General features: G+C 44.0%; 20 protein-coding genes and 1 tRNA gene. 9 read left to right on the top strand and 12 right to left on the bottom strand.

What is annotated here, in order from left to right:
* A partial coding sequence (locus AC5EF3_RS15275; RefSeq protein WP_493548665.1) for an anhydro-N-acetylmuramic acid kinase occupies positions 1 to 434 on the bottom strand: 434 nt, incomplete at its 3' end.
* 73 nt (positions 435 to 507) lie between these two features.
* Between AC5EF3_RS15275 and tyrS the strand changes: the two genes are divergently transcribed.
* Positions 508 to 1,773 carry a tyrosine--tRNA ligase gene (gene tyrS, locus AC5EF3_RS15270; protein ID WP_493548664.1) on the top strand — a complete coding sequence of 422 codons (1,266 nt, stop codon included), beginning with the start codon at positions 508 to 510 and terminating at the stop codon, positions 1,771 to 1,773.
* Positions 1,774 to 1,835: 62 nt separating this feature from the next.
* On the opposite strand, the gene AC5EF3_RS15265 is transcribed toward tyrS, so the two are convergent.
* Complete coding sequence (locus tag AC5EF3_RS15265; protein ID WP_493548663.1) at positions 1,836 to 2,510, bottom strand: hypothetical protein; 675 nt, start codon at positions 2,508 to 2,510, stop codon at positions 1,836 to 1,838.
* Between the two features lie 115 nt (positions 2,511 to 2,625).
* The gene (locus AC5EF3_RS15260; RefSeq protein ID WP_493548662.1) at positions 2,626 to 3,609 is read right to left on the bottom strand and encodes a nicotinate-nucleotide--dimethylbenzimidazole phosphoribosyltransferase; all 984 of its coding nucleotides are present in this window, start codon (positions 3,607 to 3,609) and stop codon (positions 2,626 to 2,628) included.
* Between the two features lie 168 nt (positions 3,610 to 3,777).
* Here AC5EF3_RS15260 and AC5EF3_RS15255 point away from each other — a divergent pair, with 168 nt between their 5' ends.
* From AC5EF3_RS15255 to AC5EF3_RS15245, 3 genes are read left to right on the top strand one after another with little or no spacing between them, the layout of a single operon-like run.
* Complete coding sequence (locus tag AC5EF3_RS15255) at positions 3,778 to 3,984, top strand: DUF1289 domain-containing protein (RefSeq protein WP_407635706.1); 207 nt, start codon at positions 3,778 to 3,780, stop codon at positions 3,982 to 3,984.
* Positions 3,981 to 4,244 carry a hypothetical protein gene (locus tag AC5EF3_RS15250; protein ID WP_493548661.1) on the top strand — a complete coding sequence of 88 codons (264 nt, stop codon included), beginning with the start codon at positions 3,981 to 3,983 and terminating at the stop codon, positions 4,242 to 4,244. The genes AC5EF3_RS15255 and AC5EF3_RS15250 overlap by 4 nt, the downstream gene beginning before the upstream one ends.
* The gene (locus AC5EF3_RS15245; protein ID WP_493548660.1) at positions 4,241 to 4,786 is read left to right on the top strand and encodes a retropepsin-like aspartic protease family protein; all 546 of its coding nucleotides are present in this window, start codon (positions 4,241 to 4,243) and stop codon (positions 4,784 to 4,786) included. Before AC5EF3_RS15250 ends, AC5EF3_RS15245 begins: the two co-directional genes overlap by 4 nt.
* Positions 4,787 to 4,808: 22 nt before the next feature.
* On the opposite strand, the gene dusA is transcribed toward AC5EF3_RS15245, so the two are convergent.
* From dusA to AC5EF3_RS15225, 4 genes are all read right to left on the bottom strand, one after another.
* The gene (gene dusA / locus AC5EF3_RS15240) at positions 4,809 to 5,792 is read right to left on the bottom strand and encodes a tRNA dihydrouridine(20/20a) synthase DusA (protein ID WP_493548659.1); all 984 of its coding nucleotides are present in this window, start codon (positions 5,790 to 5,792) and stop codon (positions 4,809 to 4,811) included.
* A 171-nt stretch (positions 5,793 to 5,963) separates the two neighbouring features.
* Positions 5,964 to 7,043 (bottom strand): GTP 3',8-cyclase MoaA, encoded by a 1,080-nt coding sequence (gene moaA, locus AC5EF3_RS15235; protein WP_493548658.1) that lies wholly within the window; start codon positions 7,041 to 7,043, stop codon positions 5,964 to 5,966.
* Between the two features lie 26 nt (positions 7,044 to 7,069).
* Positions 7,070 to 7,525 carry a (2Fe-2S)-binding protein gene (locus tag AC5EF3_RS15230; protein WP_493548657.1) on the bottom strand — a complete coding sequence of 152 codons (456 nt, stop codon included), beginning with the start codon at positions 7,523 to 7,525 and terminating at the stop codon, positions 7,070 to 7,072.
* Positions 7,526 to 7,539: 14 nt separating this feature from the next.
* The gene (locus AC5EF3_RS15225) at positions 7,540 to 9,927 is read right to left on the bottom strand and encodes a xanthine dehydrogenase family protein molybdopterin-binding subunit (protein WP_493548656.1); all 2,388 of its coding nucleotides are present in this window, start codon (positions 9,925 to 9,927) and stop codon (positions 7,540 to 7,542) included.
* 306 nt (positions 9,928 to 10,233) lie between these two features.
* On the opposite strand from AC5EF3_RS15225, the gene AC5EF3_RS15220 reads away from it, so the two are divergent.
* From AC5EF3_RS15220 to AC5EF3_RS15210, 3 genes are read left to right on the top strand one after another with little or no spacing between them, the layout of a single operon-like run.
* The gene (locus AC5EF3_RS15220; RefSeq protein ID WP_493548655.1) at positions 10,234 to 11,217 is read left to right on the top strand and encodes an XdhC family protein; all 984 of its coding nucleotides are present in this window, start codon (positions 10,234 to 10,236) and stop codon (positions 11,215 to 11,217) included.
* A 1-nt stretch (position 11,218) separates the two neighbouring features.
* Complete coding sequence (locus AC5EF3_RS15215) at positions 11,219 to 11,818, top strand: nucleotidyltransferase family protein (protein ID WP_493548654.1); 600 nt, start codon at positions 11,219 to 11,221, stop codon at positions 11,816 to 11,818.
* A 24-nt stretch (positions 11,819 to 11,842) separates the two neighbouring features.
* Complete coding sequence (locus AC5EF3_RS15210; protein WP_493548653.1) at positions 11,843 to 12,571, top strand: sensor histidine kinase; 729 nt, start codon at positions 11,843 to 11,845, stop codon at positions 12,569 to 12,571.
* A gap of 56 nt (positions 12,572 to 12,627) precedes the next feature.
* Here the strand turns inward: AC5EF3_RS15210 and AC5EF3_RS15205 are convergent, their stop codons facing one another.
* Positions 12,628 to 12,837, bottom strand: a complete 210-nt coding sequence (locus AC5EF3_RS15205; RefSeq protein WP_015827266.1) for a cold-shock protein — start codon at positions 12,835 to 12,837, stop codon at positions 12,628 to 12,630.
* 467 nt (positions 12,838 to 13,304) lie between these two features.
* Between AC5EF3_RS15205 and AC5EF3_RS15200 the strand changes: the two genes are divergently transcribed.
* Complete coding sequence (locus AC5EF3_RS15200; protein ID WP_493548652.1) at positions 13,305 to 14,090, top strand: enoyl-CoA hydratase/isomerase family protein; 786 nt, start codon at positions 13,305 to 13,307, stop codon at positions 14,088 to 14,090.
* A gap of 195 nt (positions 14,091 to 14,285) precedes the next feature.
* On the opposite strand, the gene AC5EF3_RS15195 is transcribed toward AC5EF3_RS15200, so the two are convergent.
* A tRNA-Lys gene (locus AC5EF3_RS15195) sits at positions 14,286 to 14,361 on the bottom strand.
* Positions 14,362 to 14,509: 148 nt separating this feature from the next.
* Between AC5EF3_RS15195 and AC5EF3_RS15190 the strand changes: the two genes are divergently transcribed.
* Positions 14,510 to 15,124: a hypothetical protein gene (locus AC5EF3_RS15190; RefSeq protein ID WP_493548651.1), complete on the top strand. Its 615-nt coding sequence runs from the start codon at positions 14,510 to 14,512 to the stop codon at positions 15,122 to 15,124.
* Between the two features lie 79 nt (positions 15,125 to 15,203).
* Here the strand turns inward: AC5EF3_RS15190 and AC5EF3_RS15185 are convergent, their stop codons facing one another.
* The 3 genes from AC5EF3_RS15185 to coaD form a co-directional block, all read right to left on the bottom strand.
* A complete protein-coding gene (locus AC5EF3_RS15185) occupies positions 15,204 to 15,656 on the bottom strand; it encodes a peptidylprolyl isomerase (RefSeq protein WP_015827263.1) in 453 nt (150 codons plus the stop codon).
* 5 nt (positions 15,657 to 15,661) lie between these two features.
* The gene (locus AC5EF3_RS15180; RefSeq protein ID WP_493548650.1) at positions 15,662 to 16,543 is read right to left on the bottom strand and encodes a peptidylprolyl isomerase; all 882 of its coding nucleotides are present in this window, start codon (positions 16,541 to 16,543) and stop codon (positions 15,662 to 15,664) included.
* Positions 16,544 to 16,556: 13 nt separating this feature from the next.
* A partial coding sequence (gene coaD / locus AC5EF3_RS15175; RefSeq protein WP_493548649.1) for a pantetheine-phosphate adenylyltransferase occupies positions 16,557 to 16,972 on the bottom strand: 416 nt, incomplete at its 5' end.

Here is a 16,972-nt window from a genome sequence, read left to right as displayed (position 1 = left end):
GGAATGCCAAGCTCTTTAGCCAGCAATTGACCATCTCCCAATTGGAGCGTCTTTCCCTTCTGACCATCAAGAGGAGGCGAATGCAAAACCGTCTGCCCATGAAAGCCAGCAAGCACAGGCGTCTCACCTCCCCCAAACTGCATGAGTTTTTTTGCAGCCTCAGCATGAGCCAGCGTCATCAAGCGTTCAGCCTTATCAAAACTCTTTGGACGAACGCCTTCCCAATTCCATTTTAGGGCATCTTGTGTTGCTTCTGCCAGCACTTTCCTTTGAGCATTCGTATAGCTAATCGTAATCCACGACCCAAGCTCTTCGATACGCTCACCATCTGTTTTAACAAGCGCAACATCGACGCCATCAAGAGAAGTTCCACTCATAAACCCAAGCACCCATTGAGGACCGGTTTTAAACAATTGAGCTAATTGGCTAGACATTACGCCTCTTCCCTCTTTCAAAGCTTGTATCTCTTGTGTTAATCGCCCAACTCAATCTAAGGAGACGAATCTTATGGCCGACGATGCCTTCATGCCTCAATCTGAATTATTACGCACTCTTTTTGAGCGCGGATATGTCTATCAGATAACAGATGAAGCAGGTTTGGATGAATATGCTAAATCTGAAATGCCCATTGCATATGCCGGCTATGATGCAACTGCTTCAAGTCTACATGTAGGTCATCTTGTGTCTATTATGATGCTGAGACGCCTTCAGCAAGCAGGCGGTAAACCCATCGTCCTTATGGGCGGCGGCACGACAAAAATCGGTGATCCGACTGATAAAGAAAAATCTCGCCCGATTCTGACTGAAGAAGAAATTCAGAAAAACATTAATGGCATTAAATCCGTATTTGAAAAATTCCTGACTTTCGGGGATGGGCCAACAGATGCTGTCATGGTCAATAATGATGACTGGCTAGGTAAGATCAACTATCTCGAATTTCTGCGCGATTACGGGAAACTGTTCACCATCAACAAAATGATTATGCAGGACACTGTAAAACGCCGCCTCGAAAACGAACAACCTTACACCTTCCTAGAGTTCAATTATGCACTTCTGCAAGCATATGATTTTGTCGAGCTAAACCGCCGCCTGAAAGTACGCCTTCAACTTGGTGGTTCCGACCAATGGGGTAACATCACCAATGGTACAGAATTGTGTCGCCGCGTAGAGAATGTTCAAGCCTTTGGGTTCACAACGCCGTTATTGACAACCGCTTCCGGTGTTAAAATGGGAAAGACTGTTGGCGGAGCTGTATGGCTCAATGCTGATTTGAAAAGTCCATATGACTACTGGCAATTCTGGCGCAATACAGAAGACGCAGATGTTGGAAAATTCCTTAAGCTGTTCACCGACCTACCATTGGATAAGATAGCAGAGCTTGAATCGCTTAAGGGTGCGCAAATCAATGACGCTAAAATTGCGCTAGCCGATGCGGCGACAAGTATGCTCCACGGAGAGGAAGCCGCCAAAGAAGCCAATGCTGCCGCTGCAAAAGTATTCGCTGAAGGCGCGACAGCAGACGGAATGCCGTCCTTTGATATCGCAATGTCGGAAATTGAATCTGGCTATAGCGTGATTGATGGTTTTGTCTCTTCGGGACTCGCCAAATCTAAAGGTGAAGTTAGACGTCACATAAAAGCTGGTGCAGCAAAATTAAATGGTGAAACAATCACTGATGAGCTTGCAACAATAAGCACAGCCGATCTTGAGAGTGACAACACTGCTCGCTTATCAATTGGTAAGAAAAGACACGCTCGTTTAACAGCAAACTAACAAAAAATGCCCACAACCTCGATAGGTTGTGGGCATTTCATACACATAAAACAATATTAAAACTATCTCAGAGCCGCAGGTAAACAACGCGACTTACCAAATGAAACATAGTCTTCATATTGCCCCGCTTCAGCCTGAGCAACACTCACAAGCTGATCATATCCAGCGTAATTTTCTGTTCCGGGTACACCCCATTCAATTCGCGAAGCAACGGACAATTCAGGAATAAACGTTGTTGTTTCAGGTACATCAAAAGTTGTTTTAACGTCAAATGCTGGCAACGCTCCGAATCCTATATCCTCAGATATTTTTGTCGAAACCACAGAAACATCCACAGGAATGGGCTTTCCGGCTAAATCCGTACCGCTTAATATTGTGCTATTGCCCTGTTGAATAGGCCACAATGTCTGTAGGGACTGCCGTTCGGATGCGCTCGGCATTACATCACCACATACTTGCCAATAAACCCCTGAAAACTCTAGGAAAAAATCTTCTTCAGCAGGTGGTTTTCCTGTTTCAGAAACATTTGCATAAAGCGCGTAATCACTTCCAGATTCAACGACCACCTGCTTAAGATTCAAATCAGGTTCGCCAGCCGCATAAGCTGTGTATTCTAAAACAGTCCCAACTTTAGGAGGGGCATATACTGAATAAGGTGAAACTTTATTCGCTGTTCCGGTCGCACAACCAGCCAACAAAACCAAACTCAATGTCGATGCTGCAAAGATACGCGTCATGATATTTCGCTTTCGCAAGTTTTTCTTACCAATATTCTTTAACACTAGGGAAAACATTTTCCTCAGAATATAGTCAATAGAATTCTCCAATGACGATATATCTGAATTACTAACCCTAATGACCGATAGCGGCATGCTCGTTTGCTGCACAAGCAGCTTTCAACAACCCTATTGTGGCAGATGCACCCGCCCCTTCAGAACACCTAAGCCCCAGATCTAACAATGGTTTTTGTCCCAAACGATCTAAAAGCGCTTGATGTGCAGGCTCAGACGACAAATGACCTGCTAGACAATGATCAGCAGCTCCGGGCTTCATTGCATGCACAAGTGCAGCTGCAACACAGGTTGAGAAAACATCCAATATAACTGGAATACCCTGCATACGGGCGGCGATAATTGCTCCAACTAGCGCCGCAATTTCCCTGCCGCCGACCCGACGTAATATCTCAAGAGGATTGCTTAAGTTTCCACGATGAGTCGCCATCGCCTTGCGAACCACTTCAACACGCGCATCAATAACCTCAGACGAGACCCACGCCCCAGCACGCACCCAATATGTAGCATTCCCGCCAAACATGGCACACGCCACAGCAGCCGCAGCCGTACCGCCACCAACGCCCGTTTCTCCTAATACCAGCAAGTCCGGTTTTTCAGCAATTGCTTCCATACCAAAGGCAATTGTCGCAGCTGTTTCTTTTTCCGACATAGCCGGACCTTCGGTAAAATCGGCTGTCGGTTTTTCGACTGCCATTTCAAAAACACGCAATCCTGCACCACCAGCTGCAGCTATATGATTGGTCGCAGCAGCCCCTGTGCGCAACATTTCAACCATTTTTTGGGTGCTTGCTTTGTCATGTGAAACAATACCATGCTTTGCAACCCCATGAGAGGAAGCATAAATAGCAACCATTGGGCGTTCGACTTTGGGAACCGGGGTCCCTTGCCATTGCGCCATCCATGCTACTATTTCACTCATACGGCCCAAACCACCTGGTGCCTGCATCAATCGTTTTTGTCGATCTTCAGCCGCTTGTTTTGCTGCCAAATCACCGTTTGGTGCACTTTCAACAAGAGCACGTATATCATCTAGAGGCGACATGATTCCGTCCAGTTCTAGACCAAAAATTGTAAGCGAGACTCATCTATGCCCGTTTCGATGCGTTCGATCAACTCCTTTTAGGTAGAGTATTATTGATTTTGGGGTCGACTTCATCTTTGTTTTAGTCAACTTATTCACTATTCTCTATCTGCGCTTGAAAGCATTACTGTGATCCAGTCTCCGTGCAAAAATATATGCGAACTTGATAGTTCTCACACGAAATGCATCAGCTGCCACCGCACTCTGATCGAAATCGAAAATTGGTCCCTGATGACTCAGCAGGAACGACGAGATATTTTGGTTAAATTACCTGATCGTGCCGAAATATTTTTGCAAAGCAAAAGTGAAAATGCAAATGGGCAAGAGTTAAAATGATATCAAGAATACTCACTGCAGCCGCACTCATCCTAGCAACGCTAATCTTAATTGCTTTTCTGACCAATGGTAGTTTTCAAAGCCAAGACGGAAAAGACGTCTCAATTGTCAGTATTTCTTTGCTTTGTGGTTACCTCCTTTTGATATCAGGAGGAGTGTATGGCGCATTTAAAACAAATGCTGCTCAAATGTTTAATTACGCGATTGTGTGGGCAGGAATAGCAGGCTTAATAGCACTCATTTATCAGGTGATGCATTGAATAATAAATTTGGATCTATTCTCATCGTTTTCATAGCAGCCTTTGCGATTGCAATAGGGCTTAGAGAACGTATTGAACGTGAGGAAGCTTTTTCTGCACGCAATGAACAAGTGCAAACAGCTGTAAAATCACCCAAAGCAATGAACCAGTTTGAAATACAATATCCTGGCGAACTCGCTGCATCATTACGCAAACAACCAGACGGTCACTATTGGGCAAAGGCTAAGGTCAATAATAGATATCAATTAGACTTCATGGTGGATACAGGCGCTAGCATTTGCGTTCTCACACCCGCCGACGCTAGGCGTCTTGGGTATGATTACTCAGCAATGGAAAAAGACATCAAGATCACAACAGCTTCAGGAACAACATATGGTGCATCCGTCACGCTTGACCGCCTAGAAATCGGACGTGTAATGCTCAAAAATATTGATGCAGTTGTTCTGGATGATAATCTGGAGCAATCCCTTTTAGGCATGTCATTTCTTGAGAGACTAACAAAATGGGAAGTATCTAAATCTGCGATTATCATTCATCAATAATGGTGACTTCAACAAACAGGTTTTACTCCACAGCCACAAAACCAGCAGCCTCATCGACAATTGAAATCGCCTCTACACCTTTTGCTCCTGGAGCATTTTCAGATAAATAGCGACGCCATTTTTTTGCACCACGCTTCCCATTAAAAAGCCCCATCATATGGCGAGTCATCGCATGAAGATGCGTACCTTTTTCTAGTTGAGCTTTGATATATGGACGATACGCAGCCAACGCTTGATGCTCTGAAACATCTGGAGTCGGTTCACCAAAAACCAATCTATCTACTTGTCCCAAAATGTGAGGTGTGTGGTATGCAGCACGTCCTAACATGACGCCATCAAGACAAGACAACTGATCTAAACTAGCTTCCATATCAACTAACCCGCCATTGAGCGAAATTGTCAGATCTGGACGAGCCTTTTTTAATCTAACCACCAAATCATAATCTAAAGGTGGAATATCTCTGTTTTCTTTTGGGCTTAGCCCTTTAAGCCATGCTTTTCGTGCATGCACGATAAACACCTGACACCCGGCATCGGCAACTGTGTTCACAAAAGAAAACAACCGCTCATTTGGGTCATCGTCATCAATACCGATACGGCACTTTACAGTCACAGGAATATCGACAGCATTCTGCATCGCAGAAATACATTCAGCGACGCGCTCTGGTTGGGCCATTAAACACGCACCAAAAGCTCCTGACTGCACGCGATCTGATGGGCAACCGCAGTTTAAATTGATTTCACTATAGCCATAATCTTCACCCATTTTAGAGGCTTGAGCCAGCTTGATAGGGTCTGATCCACCTAACTGCAAAGCTAAAGGTTGCTCGTCAGGATTAAAGCCGATCAAATACTCTAAATCTCCGTGCAATAATGCATCTGCAGTGACCATTTCAGTGTACAGCAATGCACGTTTGGTAAACGCACGATGGAACAGCCGGCAATGCCGGTCTGTCCAATCCATCATCGGCGCGACAGAAAATCTATAAGAGTGATTGTAAATCATTCATTCAATTCATTCAGAAAATTAGAGCGTGAACTAGCTATCTCTTATTGCGTCATAGCATTTAGACACAGCAGCAGAGGCGTATAGCTTAATCAGCAATAAGGTGCAAATTCCGAGCGCTCTACTGAATAGCTTTGTGTACAAGCCTTCTGCGGCATTCAGTGAAATTAGTTATCCGCCCGTGACAGACATAGTACGCGGTGAAGATGGTGTATCAATTTTTGCTTCGTCGAAATCATGACGTTCAGGCTTATTTCTCAATGCCCTGTTCAGCAATCTATTCATCGTTTCATCAGTTTGGTCATCTCTCAAAGCCGCGCGTAAATCTTCACCCTCTTCGTGACCCAAACATGTATATAAACGTCCAGTGCAGGTCATACGGATACGATTACATGTTGAACAAAAATTATGAGACAAAGGAGAAATAAATCCGACTCGACCGCCCGTTTCTTCAACGCGCATATACCTAGCTGGCCCACCCGTGCTGTCTTCTAGCTCAGTGAGCGTCCAATGTTTATTAAGCTGCGATTTCACTTCCTGAAGTGACAAAAATGATGAAGATCTGTGCGTCATTTCCTCACCCAAAGGCATGACCTCAATCAAGCTGAGATCAAATCCATTTTTATGAGCCCAGCTAATCATGCTTGGAATTTCGTCAGCATTCGCATCTGCCAACGCAACAGTATTGATTTTAACCTTAAGGCCAGACTTAGCAGCAGCGTCTATGCCTCTAAGCACTTGCGGGAGCGCATCTCTTCGCGACAGGCGCTCATAAACATTTCGATCAAGACTATCTAGCGATATGTTGATCCTCTTAATGCCCATATCCGCCAAGGCTTGTGCATTTGCTTCTAATTGTGTTGCATTGGTTGTGAGTGTAAGCTCTTCTAAACCACTGCCCAATCTCTCTGCAAATTTTGATAACAAGCGTATAGCGTCTTTTCGCACCAATGGTTCACCGCCGGTCACGCGAAGCTTTGTAATTCCACGCGCAATAAAAGCATCAACAAGCCTCGTTAATTCTTCAAAAGAAAGAACATCCGATTTAGGTAAAAATTGCATTCTTTCAGGCATGCAATACGTACAACGCAAATCACACCTATCCGTTATGGATAGGCGCAAATAGCTAATTGTTCGATTAAACCGATCTTGAAGAATGGTCTGATCAACAGGCGCAATTGTGTCCTTCGAGCGAACATCTATTGTCGGTGTTTGCACAGCCGCTTTGGTTTCTATCAGCCTATATACCATTCAGTGTTTAATCCGTCATTTATCCACTACAGACGTGTAGATGCCTGCTTAATCGCACGACGTATTGTCATATAGGTTGCACAACGGCACAAGTTTCCACTCATTGCATCGTCGATATCCTGATCTGTTGGAGTTGGGTTTGACTCCAGCAGCGCGACCGCCGACATAATTTGTCCAGATTGACAATAACCACACTGAGGCACGTTCAAATCAACCCAAGCATCGCGGATAGCTTGAGCAGCTTTCCCCTCTTTGCCTTCAATCGTCGTCACTTTCGCGCCATCGAGCGCATCGTGCGGAATTGAGCAAGAGCGCGTTGGCTCTCCATCCAAGTGTACAGTGCACGCGCCACACTGGGCAACGCCGCAACCAAATTTAGTGCCAGTCATTTTTAAATGATCACGGAGCACCCACAATAGAGGTGTACCTGCTGCTGCATCAACTGTTTCGTTTTTGCCGTTAATATTGATCGTAATAGCCATGGTTACATCCTCCCTTAAGCGTCTTCTGTTCTATTTAGCGGCAGCACATAATCATCAGCGCCGATAATCGGTAAATTTCTAAATCTTTTCCCCGTTGCAGCATAAATAGCATTAGCAAGTGCAGGTGCAGCTGGTGGAGTAGGCGGCTCACCCACACCTGCAGGCGGCGCATTAGATTCAATGATTTCAACTTCAAACGTACGCGGCGCTTCTTCCATGCGTAGCAATCTCCAATCTGGGAAGTTCGCTTGCTCTACAGCACCGTCTTTCATAGAAATTTTACCATAGAGCGCATTGGAGAAGCCGAAAATCGTTCCACCTTCAATTTGGGCTTTTACGTGAATTGGATTGACTACAGTTCCAGCATCCATCGCCACCCAAACACCCGGAATGCTAAGATTACCTTCATCATCAACCGCCACTTCGACAACAGTTGCAACATAAGTTAGGAAAGAACGATGAACGGCTATTCCTAAACCATGCCCCTTAGGAAGTTCACGTCCCCATTTCGCCATCTCAGACACACGATTGGCAACATTCGTCAGTCGAGCTGTATCAAGAGGGTATTCTGTAGCATCCGCACCATAGTTTGGGTATTGCGTTTGCTCATCCTTGTTTGGGTCCATGATACGTGGCGCACCAATCAGCTCAATTAAAAAATCCTTCTGATCTCGCCCTGCTGCTACAGCCATTTCAGCGACGAAACTTTGATTGGCAAAAACAGTGTGAATATTTGCAACAGAGCGTAACCAACCAACGCGCACATTTGCTTCTGCTTTAACACTTTCAACCTGTAGATTAGGTACATCAAATGCGACATCCACAGCCCCTAGTCCCATCTCAAATCCGGTTGCTTCATCTGCACTGGGATTAAAAATAGATGTGAGAGACGGGAATGCGGCGCGATTAAGATAAGAAATACACTTACCATCCGCATCCAAACCACCTTCAAAACGATGCACACTTGAAGCATGATAATATCCATGTTGAATTTCATCTTCACGTGTCCAAACAACCTTAACCGGTTTGCCCAACTCACGAGACAGCAAGGCAGCTTCCACTGCGAAATCACATTTGGATTTTCGTCCAAAAGCACCGCCCAACCAAGTTGGATGAACTTTGATTTTTTCAATATCGACGCTCAACAAATCGGAGATGGTTTTTCGGGTTGTCTGAGCGTCCTGCACACACGCCCACACCTCCAATTCACCGCCGACCCACTCTGCTGTCGCGCTAGGTGGCTCAATCGGAGAATGGACAAAGAACGCCGTTTGATATTCCGCTGTTACCTTTGTTTCAGCCGCAGCAAATGCTTGAGATACATCTCCACGTTTTCTGTGAATAGTACCAGACGTATTTGTTCTCTCACTTAATACCTTCGTAAAAGCTTCAGAATCAAATCCAGCATTTGGTCCCTTCTCCCATTCAATCGACAATGCCTGCCTACCCTGAATGGCCGCCCATGTATCTGTCGCAATCACGGCTACGCCGCCAAGCGCTTTAAACATGACAGGCGCGGTAACAGCTGGCAATTCGACCGTTTTCAAAACACCTTGAACCGCTAGAGTGTCAGAATCATTATATGATAGCACTTTGCCAAGGACTTGAGGTGGGCGTGAGATCACCGCATATACCATTCCCGGCCGCTGAACATCTTGGCCGAAAATGCCTTCACCTTTTACAATTTTTTCAACAGTAAGAGATGAAATCTCTTTACCGATAAGCCGCCACTCATCTCTGGATTTTAGTTTAATTTGATCCTCAGACGGAACTTGTAAATTACCGGCCGCTTCCGCCAATTGGCCATAAGTCAAAGTTTTCTTACTCGGTGTATGCGTCACAATGCCTTGCTCGGCATAACACTCACTTAATTCAACACCCCAATGATTTGCAGCTGCTTGACACAGCATTTGGCGCATTGCGGCACCTGCAACTCTTAAACGATGGAAGTTGAACCGAACAGAGCGTGAGCCATCTGTGTTTTGGTCACCATATTTGGGATTCCCGAGAGCTTGAACAATCTCAACCTTGTCCCATTCCGCTTCTAATTCTTCCACGGTAATTTGGGCCATGGAAGTCCATGATTGTTGTCCCATTTCAGCGCGGTGACATGTGATTTTGACTTTGCCATTTGCTTCTATTTCAATCCACAAGGACGGTGTGGCATCGCCACCCCTAACTTCCGTCAAAGGGCTTGGACCAGCAGGGGTTGGTGGGACTGGATCGATCAAAACTTCTTCAGCTTTGGAACATCCAACTAGAGAAACACCAATAACGAACAAGCTGGTTCCTGAAATAAAACCGCGACGGCTTAAATTCACAGGCACGACATTTTTTGTAGTATCAGGCTCATCGGATATGTTGGACTTTATTGCCATCTCATTCATTAAATCAGAAAACATGCTTCGTTATCCTTTCATACACACCCATTTGACACTTTCGCCATTTGGTATTTTTGACCCTAAATTAGAGTAGCTCATTACCCATACAAAATTGGTTTTATTTCACCAAAATCGCTCTACAACCAAAACTACAGCTTTGAACTAACACCAAAATCTCACGCATGTGTTATGTCATCACCAATTGCGACCAAGATCGAGATGAACTACACACTTTGTGTGCAGTATTGCTTATTAAAGAGCCACTATCACTTGATCCTGCTACCTATAAATCACCGATAAACCGGCCTATATTAGAGTAAACAGAATATGTTACAGATGTCACACATCGGATTTGTTTCGTCAACAGAACATCCTTCTGACGTGATCACAGCTGCGTTATCTATGATGTCCGATGGGCATAAATGCGCCCTTGTTTTCGTAACGGATATTCTAGGCGGAGCCGTGCGCGCACGCGGAGCAGTGATGGTTGTATGCGAAAATGGCAATCATGCAGGCTATTTATCGGGCGGCTGCATTGATGCTGATGTCAAATTACAGGCTCAGAACGCGATCAAAGACTCTAGCTTCAAAAAGCTACGTTATGGAGAGGGATCCCCTTTTTATGATTTAAAGCTTCCTTGCGGTGGCGCTATAGAAGTCTCGATTTGTCCAAACCTTGCACCAGCCGTTTTAAACGCAATCGTTCAAACACTTGAAAACAGAAAACCAGTAGATATAAAACTGGGAACACTTGGTCAGGTGCTCATAAACAACGATACGAGTTTAATTCAACCTCCCAATCCAAGCTGGAATAACGAATCTTTTTCCGTGCGCTATCAACCCAAACTCAAATTACGCATAGCAGGTCGCGGCGCTGACCCTCTAGCCTTGTATCAAATATCACGCTCTGCCGGCATTCCAGTTACACTCTGGTCCCCTGATGAAGAGACATTGTCAGCTATTTGTTCCAAAGGTGAGGAAAATTGTACTCATTTGAAAACGCCTCATAGCTTACCCAAAAATACAGATGACCAATGGACGGCTTTTGTATTGATGTTTCACGACTCTCAATGGGAAACCCCAATATTACAAAATGCCCTATCGGGTAACGCCTTCTATATCGGAGCTGTTGGAAGTAAAAAAACACATGCAAAACGTGTTGAAAAACTCCTTGAATGCGACACACCCAAAGCTGATATAGATCGCATTCATGCGCCAATAGGCTTAGTCCCTTCTTTGAGAGACGCGTCAATGCTAGCAATATCTTCACTAGCTGAGATAATTTCTGAATTCCAAAAGTGCCATCAATAAAATGACACCTCCTGAGCTAACAATTGTTTTACTCGCCAGCGGATTATCAACCCGATTTTTAAACGGCGACAAATTGCTTGCGGAAATCAATGCCAAAACCATACTTGAACACACAATAGAAAGCTTTTCAGAGCTGTCTGCTGTAAAGAAATTAGCCGTCGTGGGCTCTCAACAATATCAGCGTAGCAATCTGCTCAAGCAAAAAGGATGGAATATAGTCGAAAATCCAAATCCTGAATTGGGCCAAGGGCATTCTATAGCATTGGCGGCAATACACATTGTTACTTCAAAGAAACCAACAGATGTACTTATATGCCTAGCAGATATGCCTCTCATTCCCGCTCATCATTTCAAGAAACTTAAAGATGCGCGAGATGAACAAGCCGAAATCATTTACACCCAAACAGACGATTATATTGGCCCCCCAGCATTATTTAGAGCACATCTATTGCCAACTCTACAACTGCTCACCGGCGACACTGGGGCTAAATCAATATTGCCAGCAAATACACAAACCAAACGCATTCCATTACATTCTGATCTTGCGTTGGACATCGATACAGAACATGATCTCAACAAAATGAACCAATACCTAAATTAGTCACTGAGCGCATTCAAAAAAACAATGACACAAGCGCCCAATCAAAACTTAAATAATAAGCCAAACGCGTTTAATGAACTCGAGCAAATTGCGAGCATCTTATCTCATGACGTTAAAGGCAGTTTTCATCACATAACTTGCTTTACCGACCTCATCAGAAAAGAACTAGATGCTGGCAATATAGAAGTTGCTCAATCTTACCTATCAATTATTGATCAAAGCGCTGACAAATTATCTCAAATAATCTCAGAACTCGTTGCTTACGCCAACTTGCACAAGTTGGTAAAACACGAAACACGTACGAACTTAAAATCGTGCTTACATGCAGCCAAAGATAAATTAGCCCCCACAATAGCTCAAACGTCGAGCACTATTCACATCGATGTATCAGGTGAGCTACTCATTGATGCAGCACTTATGACTCAGGTTTTTGTGCACATATTAGAAAATGCGATCATATATAAGCATCCAAATCGGTTGCCAGAGATACATATTTCTAGCGATCACTCAGAAGAATTTCTGACCATTAGCATAAAAGACAATGGCTCTGGAATTCCTCTAAAATTTCAAAACCAAGCGTTTGATCTCATGCGAAGATTTCATACCGCCCCTCACTATACAGGCCACGGTGTTGGACTTGCAAAATGCAGACGTATAATAGAATTGCACAGTGGAACTATCAATTTGGATTCTGAATACGTTGATGGTTGCAGAATTTTGATAACTTTCCCCATAGATCAAAAAACGACATAAAAAAACCGCCTCCCAAATTTGAGAGACGGTTTCTTTTAATTTAAAACAACAAAACCTTATGCAGGTTGGATGTTGTCCACAGCCATTTTTCCACTGCGTTTGTCTTGTGCAGTATCAAAAGATACTTTTTGACCTTCTGAAAGGCCGTTCATGCCAGCACGTTCAAGTGCAGTAGCGTGAACAAACACGTCGTTGCCGCCATTGTCAGGTGCAATAAAGCCGAAGCCTTTAGTGTCGTTGTAAAATTTTACTGTTCCAGTTTCCATGAAACGCTCCTGTATTTTGTAGTGAGGTACGACAACATGTCACGCCTCGGTAGTTCGAGTTTCTTTGGAGGTTTCTAAACTTACGACACACAAACGCCGTTTATGCCTGAATTTCCGGCCAAAATTCGAGCCCTAGATATGTATCTTCTATAAAAAATAGCAAGCCTAAAACGACAAAAGAATGAGATGAATTCGTGTTTTCATTGAATAATCATACAAACACACCCCTTTTTTCCACTATTTCACACCTAAACGCACTTGCTTGCTAAGCATTCCCACGCCGAAACTACGCTAAACATCTACCCAAAATGAGATTCGCGCTCGCGAAACCATACCTCAATATAGAATTTAGTCATTGTGACGGGCTCAAATTATTCCCGTTTTAGGTATCTTCAAAAGTCACTCACTTGAGACAATGGTCAGAAATCGATACCTTTTCCCTAATCCCCTATTGATGTGAGATTAAATTGACCCAATCAGTATGCCAGAACTTCAACGGCCCTATAGCTGAAATAGTGCTCAACAGACCTCAAAAACGAAATGCTTTATCTATTGATATGTGGGCCGCCATACCGCCCTTAATTGATCAGGCCGAAAACAATAAAGAAATTAAAGTTGTTATTCTTCACGGCGGCGATGCTGGCAATTTTGCAGCTGGAGCGGATATTTCTGAATTTGCTAAGATCTACAATACACCAGAAACAGCCAAGGCATCGGGCGAAACAATTGCAAAAGCACTCCACGCCATAGAAAATTGCAGCAAGCCTACTATTTCGGCGATAGATGGCATTTGTGTAGGAGGGGGTGTAAGCCTTGCAATGGCAACAGATATACGCATTGCAAGTGAAGATTCCAAATTTGGCATTACGCCTAGCAAGCTGGGAATTGTGTATCCGGTAGGAGACACAAAGCGTCTCCTACGTGCTGTTGGCGCTGCAACAGCAAAAGACCTTTTATTCACGGCAAGGCTAATTCCTGCACAGGAGGCTCTCGACAAAAAGCTAATCGACAGACTTGCGACCGACCAGACTGCATTACAATCCGCCAGAGCTCTGAGCCATGAGATCTCCAATGTTTCTCAGTGGTCGCTGAGAGCAACTAAGAAAATGATCAATGGGATAATGAACGAAGGATGGGATTCTAATTCAGAAGAGGCTGAAGCGCTTTTCTTGGAAGGATTTGCAAATGAAGACTATCAAGACGGTCACAAAGCATTTTTAGAAAAACGTCCTGCCAAGTTTACATTCAAATAGCTTCATTGAACAATCAATATTCAAATCACCAATTCAAGCTAAAAACTCAATACACTTTCAGAACACACATCAATGACCGCAGATATAGAAATTCTTGTCTGCTATGTAACTAAGTGATACAATAATGTTTGGATATCTCTTAGATGATAGTGTCTCTTTCAGGGGGAAAGTATTAAACTAACCCCCTGAAGAGATTGGTGAGCCCGACAGGGATCGAACCTGTGACCTATTGATTAAAAGTCAACCGCTCTACCGACTGAGCTACGGGCTCTCAAGTGAGAGGCCGCAACATATGTATCTAAGCTGATGACGTCAACAATATAATTGCGCTTTTTAAATATTTTTTTTACGCCACTTTTTTGGTGTAATTTGCAACGATAATATCTCTATAGACCACCAGAGAAATTGAGTAGCATATTATGAAAAAAACGTTTCTATTCATATCACTAATTCCACTGTTATATATTTCCTCTTGCGCTTCTTCCTCCAAATCTACCGATCAGACTGAAGAAGAAAAAAGCGCTGTAAACGTCGCAGTGACACAAACGGGCGACGGAATTGGCGATGCCACTTTTCAACCGTTAACAGATTTAAACCTACGTCGCGAAACGATTCCTCAAATTCTACAAGACTTATCCACACCCTATGAAGCGGTCGGGATAGGATGCGATACAATTATGTATGAAGTCATCGAACTAGATAACATTCTCGGCCCAGATACTGACAGCACATTAGAGGTAGAGGAAGAAACTCTTAGCGAAGAAGCTGGAGAAGAAGTCGCTGATTTCGCCCTAGACACAGTAAGAGGTTTTACGACTGACGCGATACCATTTCGAAGCCTTGTTCGCCGTGCAACTGGAGCAAAAAAATACGATAAGAAAGTCAGAAGGGCTTATGAAATGGGATTGAAAAGACGCGCTTATTTGAAAGGCATTGGTCACGAACGACATTGTCTCCCACCAGCGGCCCCCTATTTATACGAAAAACAAATAGACAAATCACCTATAGAATACAGAAAAGCAGAGCCAGATTGATCACCTGCCTTCGAATATAAAAAGGCCACTTCGCATAATTTGCAAAGTGGCCTCAAAATTCAAAAATGCAATTTATTTTCTATGCAAGTACAGCTTTGATGATTTTACCCGGCTCGCGCGGCGGCTCACCTTTAGGAAGCGCATCTACGTTTTCCATGCCTTCAGTCACTTCACCCCAAACAGTGTATTGACCATCAAGGTAAGATACATCGTCTAAACAGATGTAAAACTGACTATCAGCTGAGTTGGGATCTTGCGCTCTAGCCATAGAACATGCACCGCGAACATGCTTACCAGAATTGAACTCAGCCTTAATCTTCTTACCGCTTCCGCCCATGCCATTGCCTTGCGGACAACCACCCTGCGCAACAAACCCGTCAATAACACGGTGAAATGTTAGACCATCATAAAAACCTTCACTTACAAGCTCTTTGATCCGCGCAACATGGTTTGGCGCTAAATCAGAGCGAAGATTGATTTTCACATCTCCTTCAGCAAGTGTAAAAACGAGCGTGTTTTGAGAATCGCTCATAATATTTATCCTTCTTTATCTTCAGAAACAAAAACGACAGATGGTGTCTGCGGCAGACTACACACATCTTTATCGCGCCCCATTCTATCTAGAAACAGGCTGAACATTGGACCATCATTGCGCATAACCCACGCTTCAGGGCGGTCTTTGGGGGCAAGATCCGAAACCATCACAGCAGAAACCAAAATGTCTGGGCGCTCTGGTGGCTCACCAATGGTTAGAGATTTAGCAACATCCAACCCTTCTAACATACGTCCCCACGATGAATATTTACGGTCGAGAAATCGCGACTCATCGCGCATAAGAAAAAATTGATCTTTCCCACTATTTGGATCATTTGTACGCGCCATTGAAACAACACCTGCACAATGCGGCATCCAGCTCTCTACCCGCTTGTCTTCAGAGTAATTAGCAAGTTCATCTTGTCTCGTTTCAATCGGAAACCCATTATAAAACCCAGTATACTGGCTCTTTGTCTGATCTTCTTCATTGATCGCGGTAAGAACAATTGATTTTGGATCACGGCGAAATACAAATTCACCATCCACAGCCTCTAAATCAGGTTCGCGCCCTAAAGTAGCAGCAATATCACCACCTTGCGCCATAAATCCGGAAATAACGCGGTGAAACTTTGTTCCACTATACAAGCCTGTTCGCACAACTTTACGAATTTGCGCTACGTGGTTTGGTGCAATTTCCGGCGCAAGCTCAATATACACGACACCTTTTGTGGTTTCGAAAATCACAAGATTATCTGGATCAACTGACCGCCAGTTTTCAGGATCTGCTTGAACAGACTCTTTTGTGTATTCAACTTGTGCCATTGCCAAAGGGGCGAATGCGCACACACCAATAGTGGCCAATGATAAGGCAATTTTTTTAATCACAGCAATTCCTGCTCTACTTCGTTTTACCATACTTAGCGTATAGACGTTGGCTTACACCATCTGGAACGAAAAGGTCTATGTCCCCATCCAGTCTGGCGATCTCTTTTACCAGTCTGGAAGAAACAGCTTGATGCTCTGGGTCAGCCATTAGAAAAACAGTTTCAATGCTGCTATCCATTTTCTGATTCATTGCAACCATCTGAAATTCATATTCAAAATCAGATACAGCACGCAAACCGCGCACAATAGCATGAGCATTACATTGGTCCGCAAAATGAATAAGAAGGTTGTTAAAAGGCTTCGCCTCAATAACCGCATCTTTTGCAAACTCGGCTGTTTCCTGCAAAACCATTTCTACACGTTCTTCAACGCTGAATAATGGCCCTTTTGACTCGTTCACTGCGACGCCAATCACCAATTTATCAACAA

Source organism: Hirschia sp. (assembly GCF_058892565.1).
Note: the sequence above shows the minus strand (reverse complement) of the source record. Positions and strands in the feature narration are given on the sequence as shown.

Excerpts from the sequence above, each read along its gene's own strand:
- AC5EF3_RS15250 (WP_493548661.1), top strand. The coding sequence starts at position 3,981 with ATGATATCAAGAATACTCACTGCAGCCGCACTCATCCTAGCAACGCTA.
- AC5EF3_RS15225 (WP_493548656.1), bottom strand. The coding sequence starts at position 9,927 with ATGTTTTCTGATTTAATGAATGAGATGGCAATAAAGTCCAACATATCC.
- AC5EF3_RS15190 (WP_493548651.1), top strand. The coding sequence starts at position 14,510 with ATGAAAAAAACGTTTCTATTCATATCACTAATTCCACTGTTATATATT.
- dusA (WP_493548659.1), bottom strand. The coding sequence starts at position 5,792 with ATGATTTACAATCACTCTTATAGATTTTCTGTCGCGCCGATGATGGAT.
- AC5EF3_RS15230 (WP_493548657.1), bottom strand. The coding sequence starts at position 7,525 with ATGGCTATTACGATCAATATTAACGGCAAAAACGAAACAGTTGATGCA.
- AC5EF3_RS15260 (WP_493548662.1), bottom strand. The coding sequence starts at position 3,609 with ATGTCGCCTCTAGATGATATACGTGCTCTTGTTGAAAGTGCACCAAAC.
- AC5EF3_RS15210 (WP_493548653.1), top strand. The coding sequence starts at position 11,843 with ATGACACAAGCGCCCAATCAAAACTTAAATAATAAGCCAAACGCGTTT.
- AC5EF3_RS15265 (WP_493548663.1), bottom strand. The coding sequence starts at position 2,510 with ATGACGCGTATCTTTGCAGCATCGACATTGAGTTTGGTTTTGTTGGCT.
- AC5EF3_RS15185 (WP_015827263.1), bottom strand. The coding sequence starts at position 15,656 with ATGAGCGATTCTCAAAACACGCTCGTTTTTACACTTGCTGAAGGAGAT.
- tyrS (WP_493548664.1), top strand. The coding sequence starts at position 508 with ATGGCCGACGATGCCTTCATGCCTCAATCTGAATTATTACGCACTCTT.
- moaA (WP_493548658.1), bottom strand. The coding sequence starts at position 7,043 with ATGGTATATAGGCTGATAGAAACCAAAGCGGCTGTGCAAACACCGACA.
- AC5EF3_RS15215 (WP_493548654.1), top strand. The coding sequence starts at position 11,219 with ATGACACCTCCTGAGCTAACAATTGTTTTACTCGCCAGCGGATTATCA.
- AC5EF3_RS15220 (WP_493548655.1), top strand. The coding sequence starts at position 10,234 with ATGTTACAGATGTCACACATCGGATTTGTTTCGTCAACAGAACATCCT.
- AC5EF3_RS15205 (WP_015827266.1), bottom strand. The coding sequence starts at position 12,837 with ATGGAAACTGGAACAGTAAAATTTTACAACGACACTAAAGGCTTCGGC.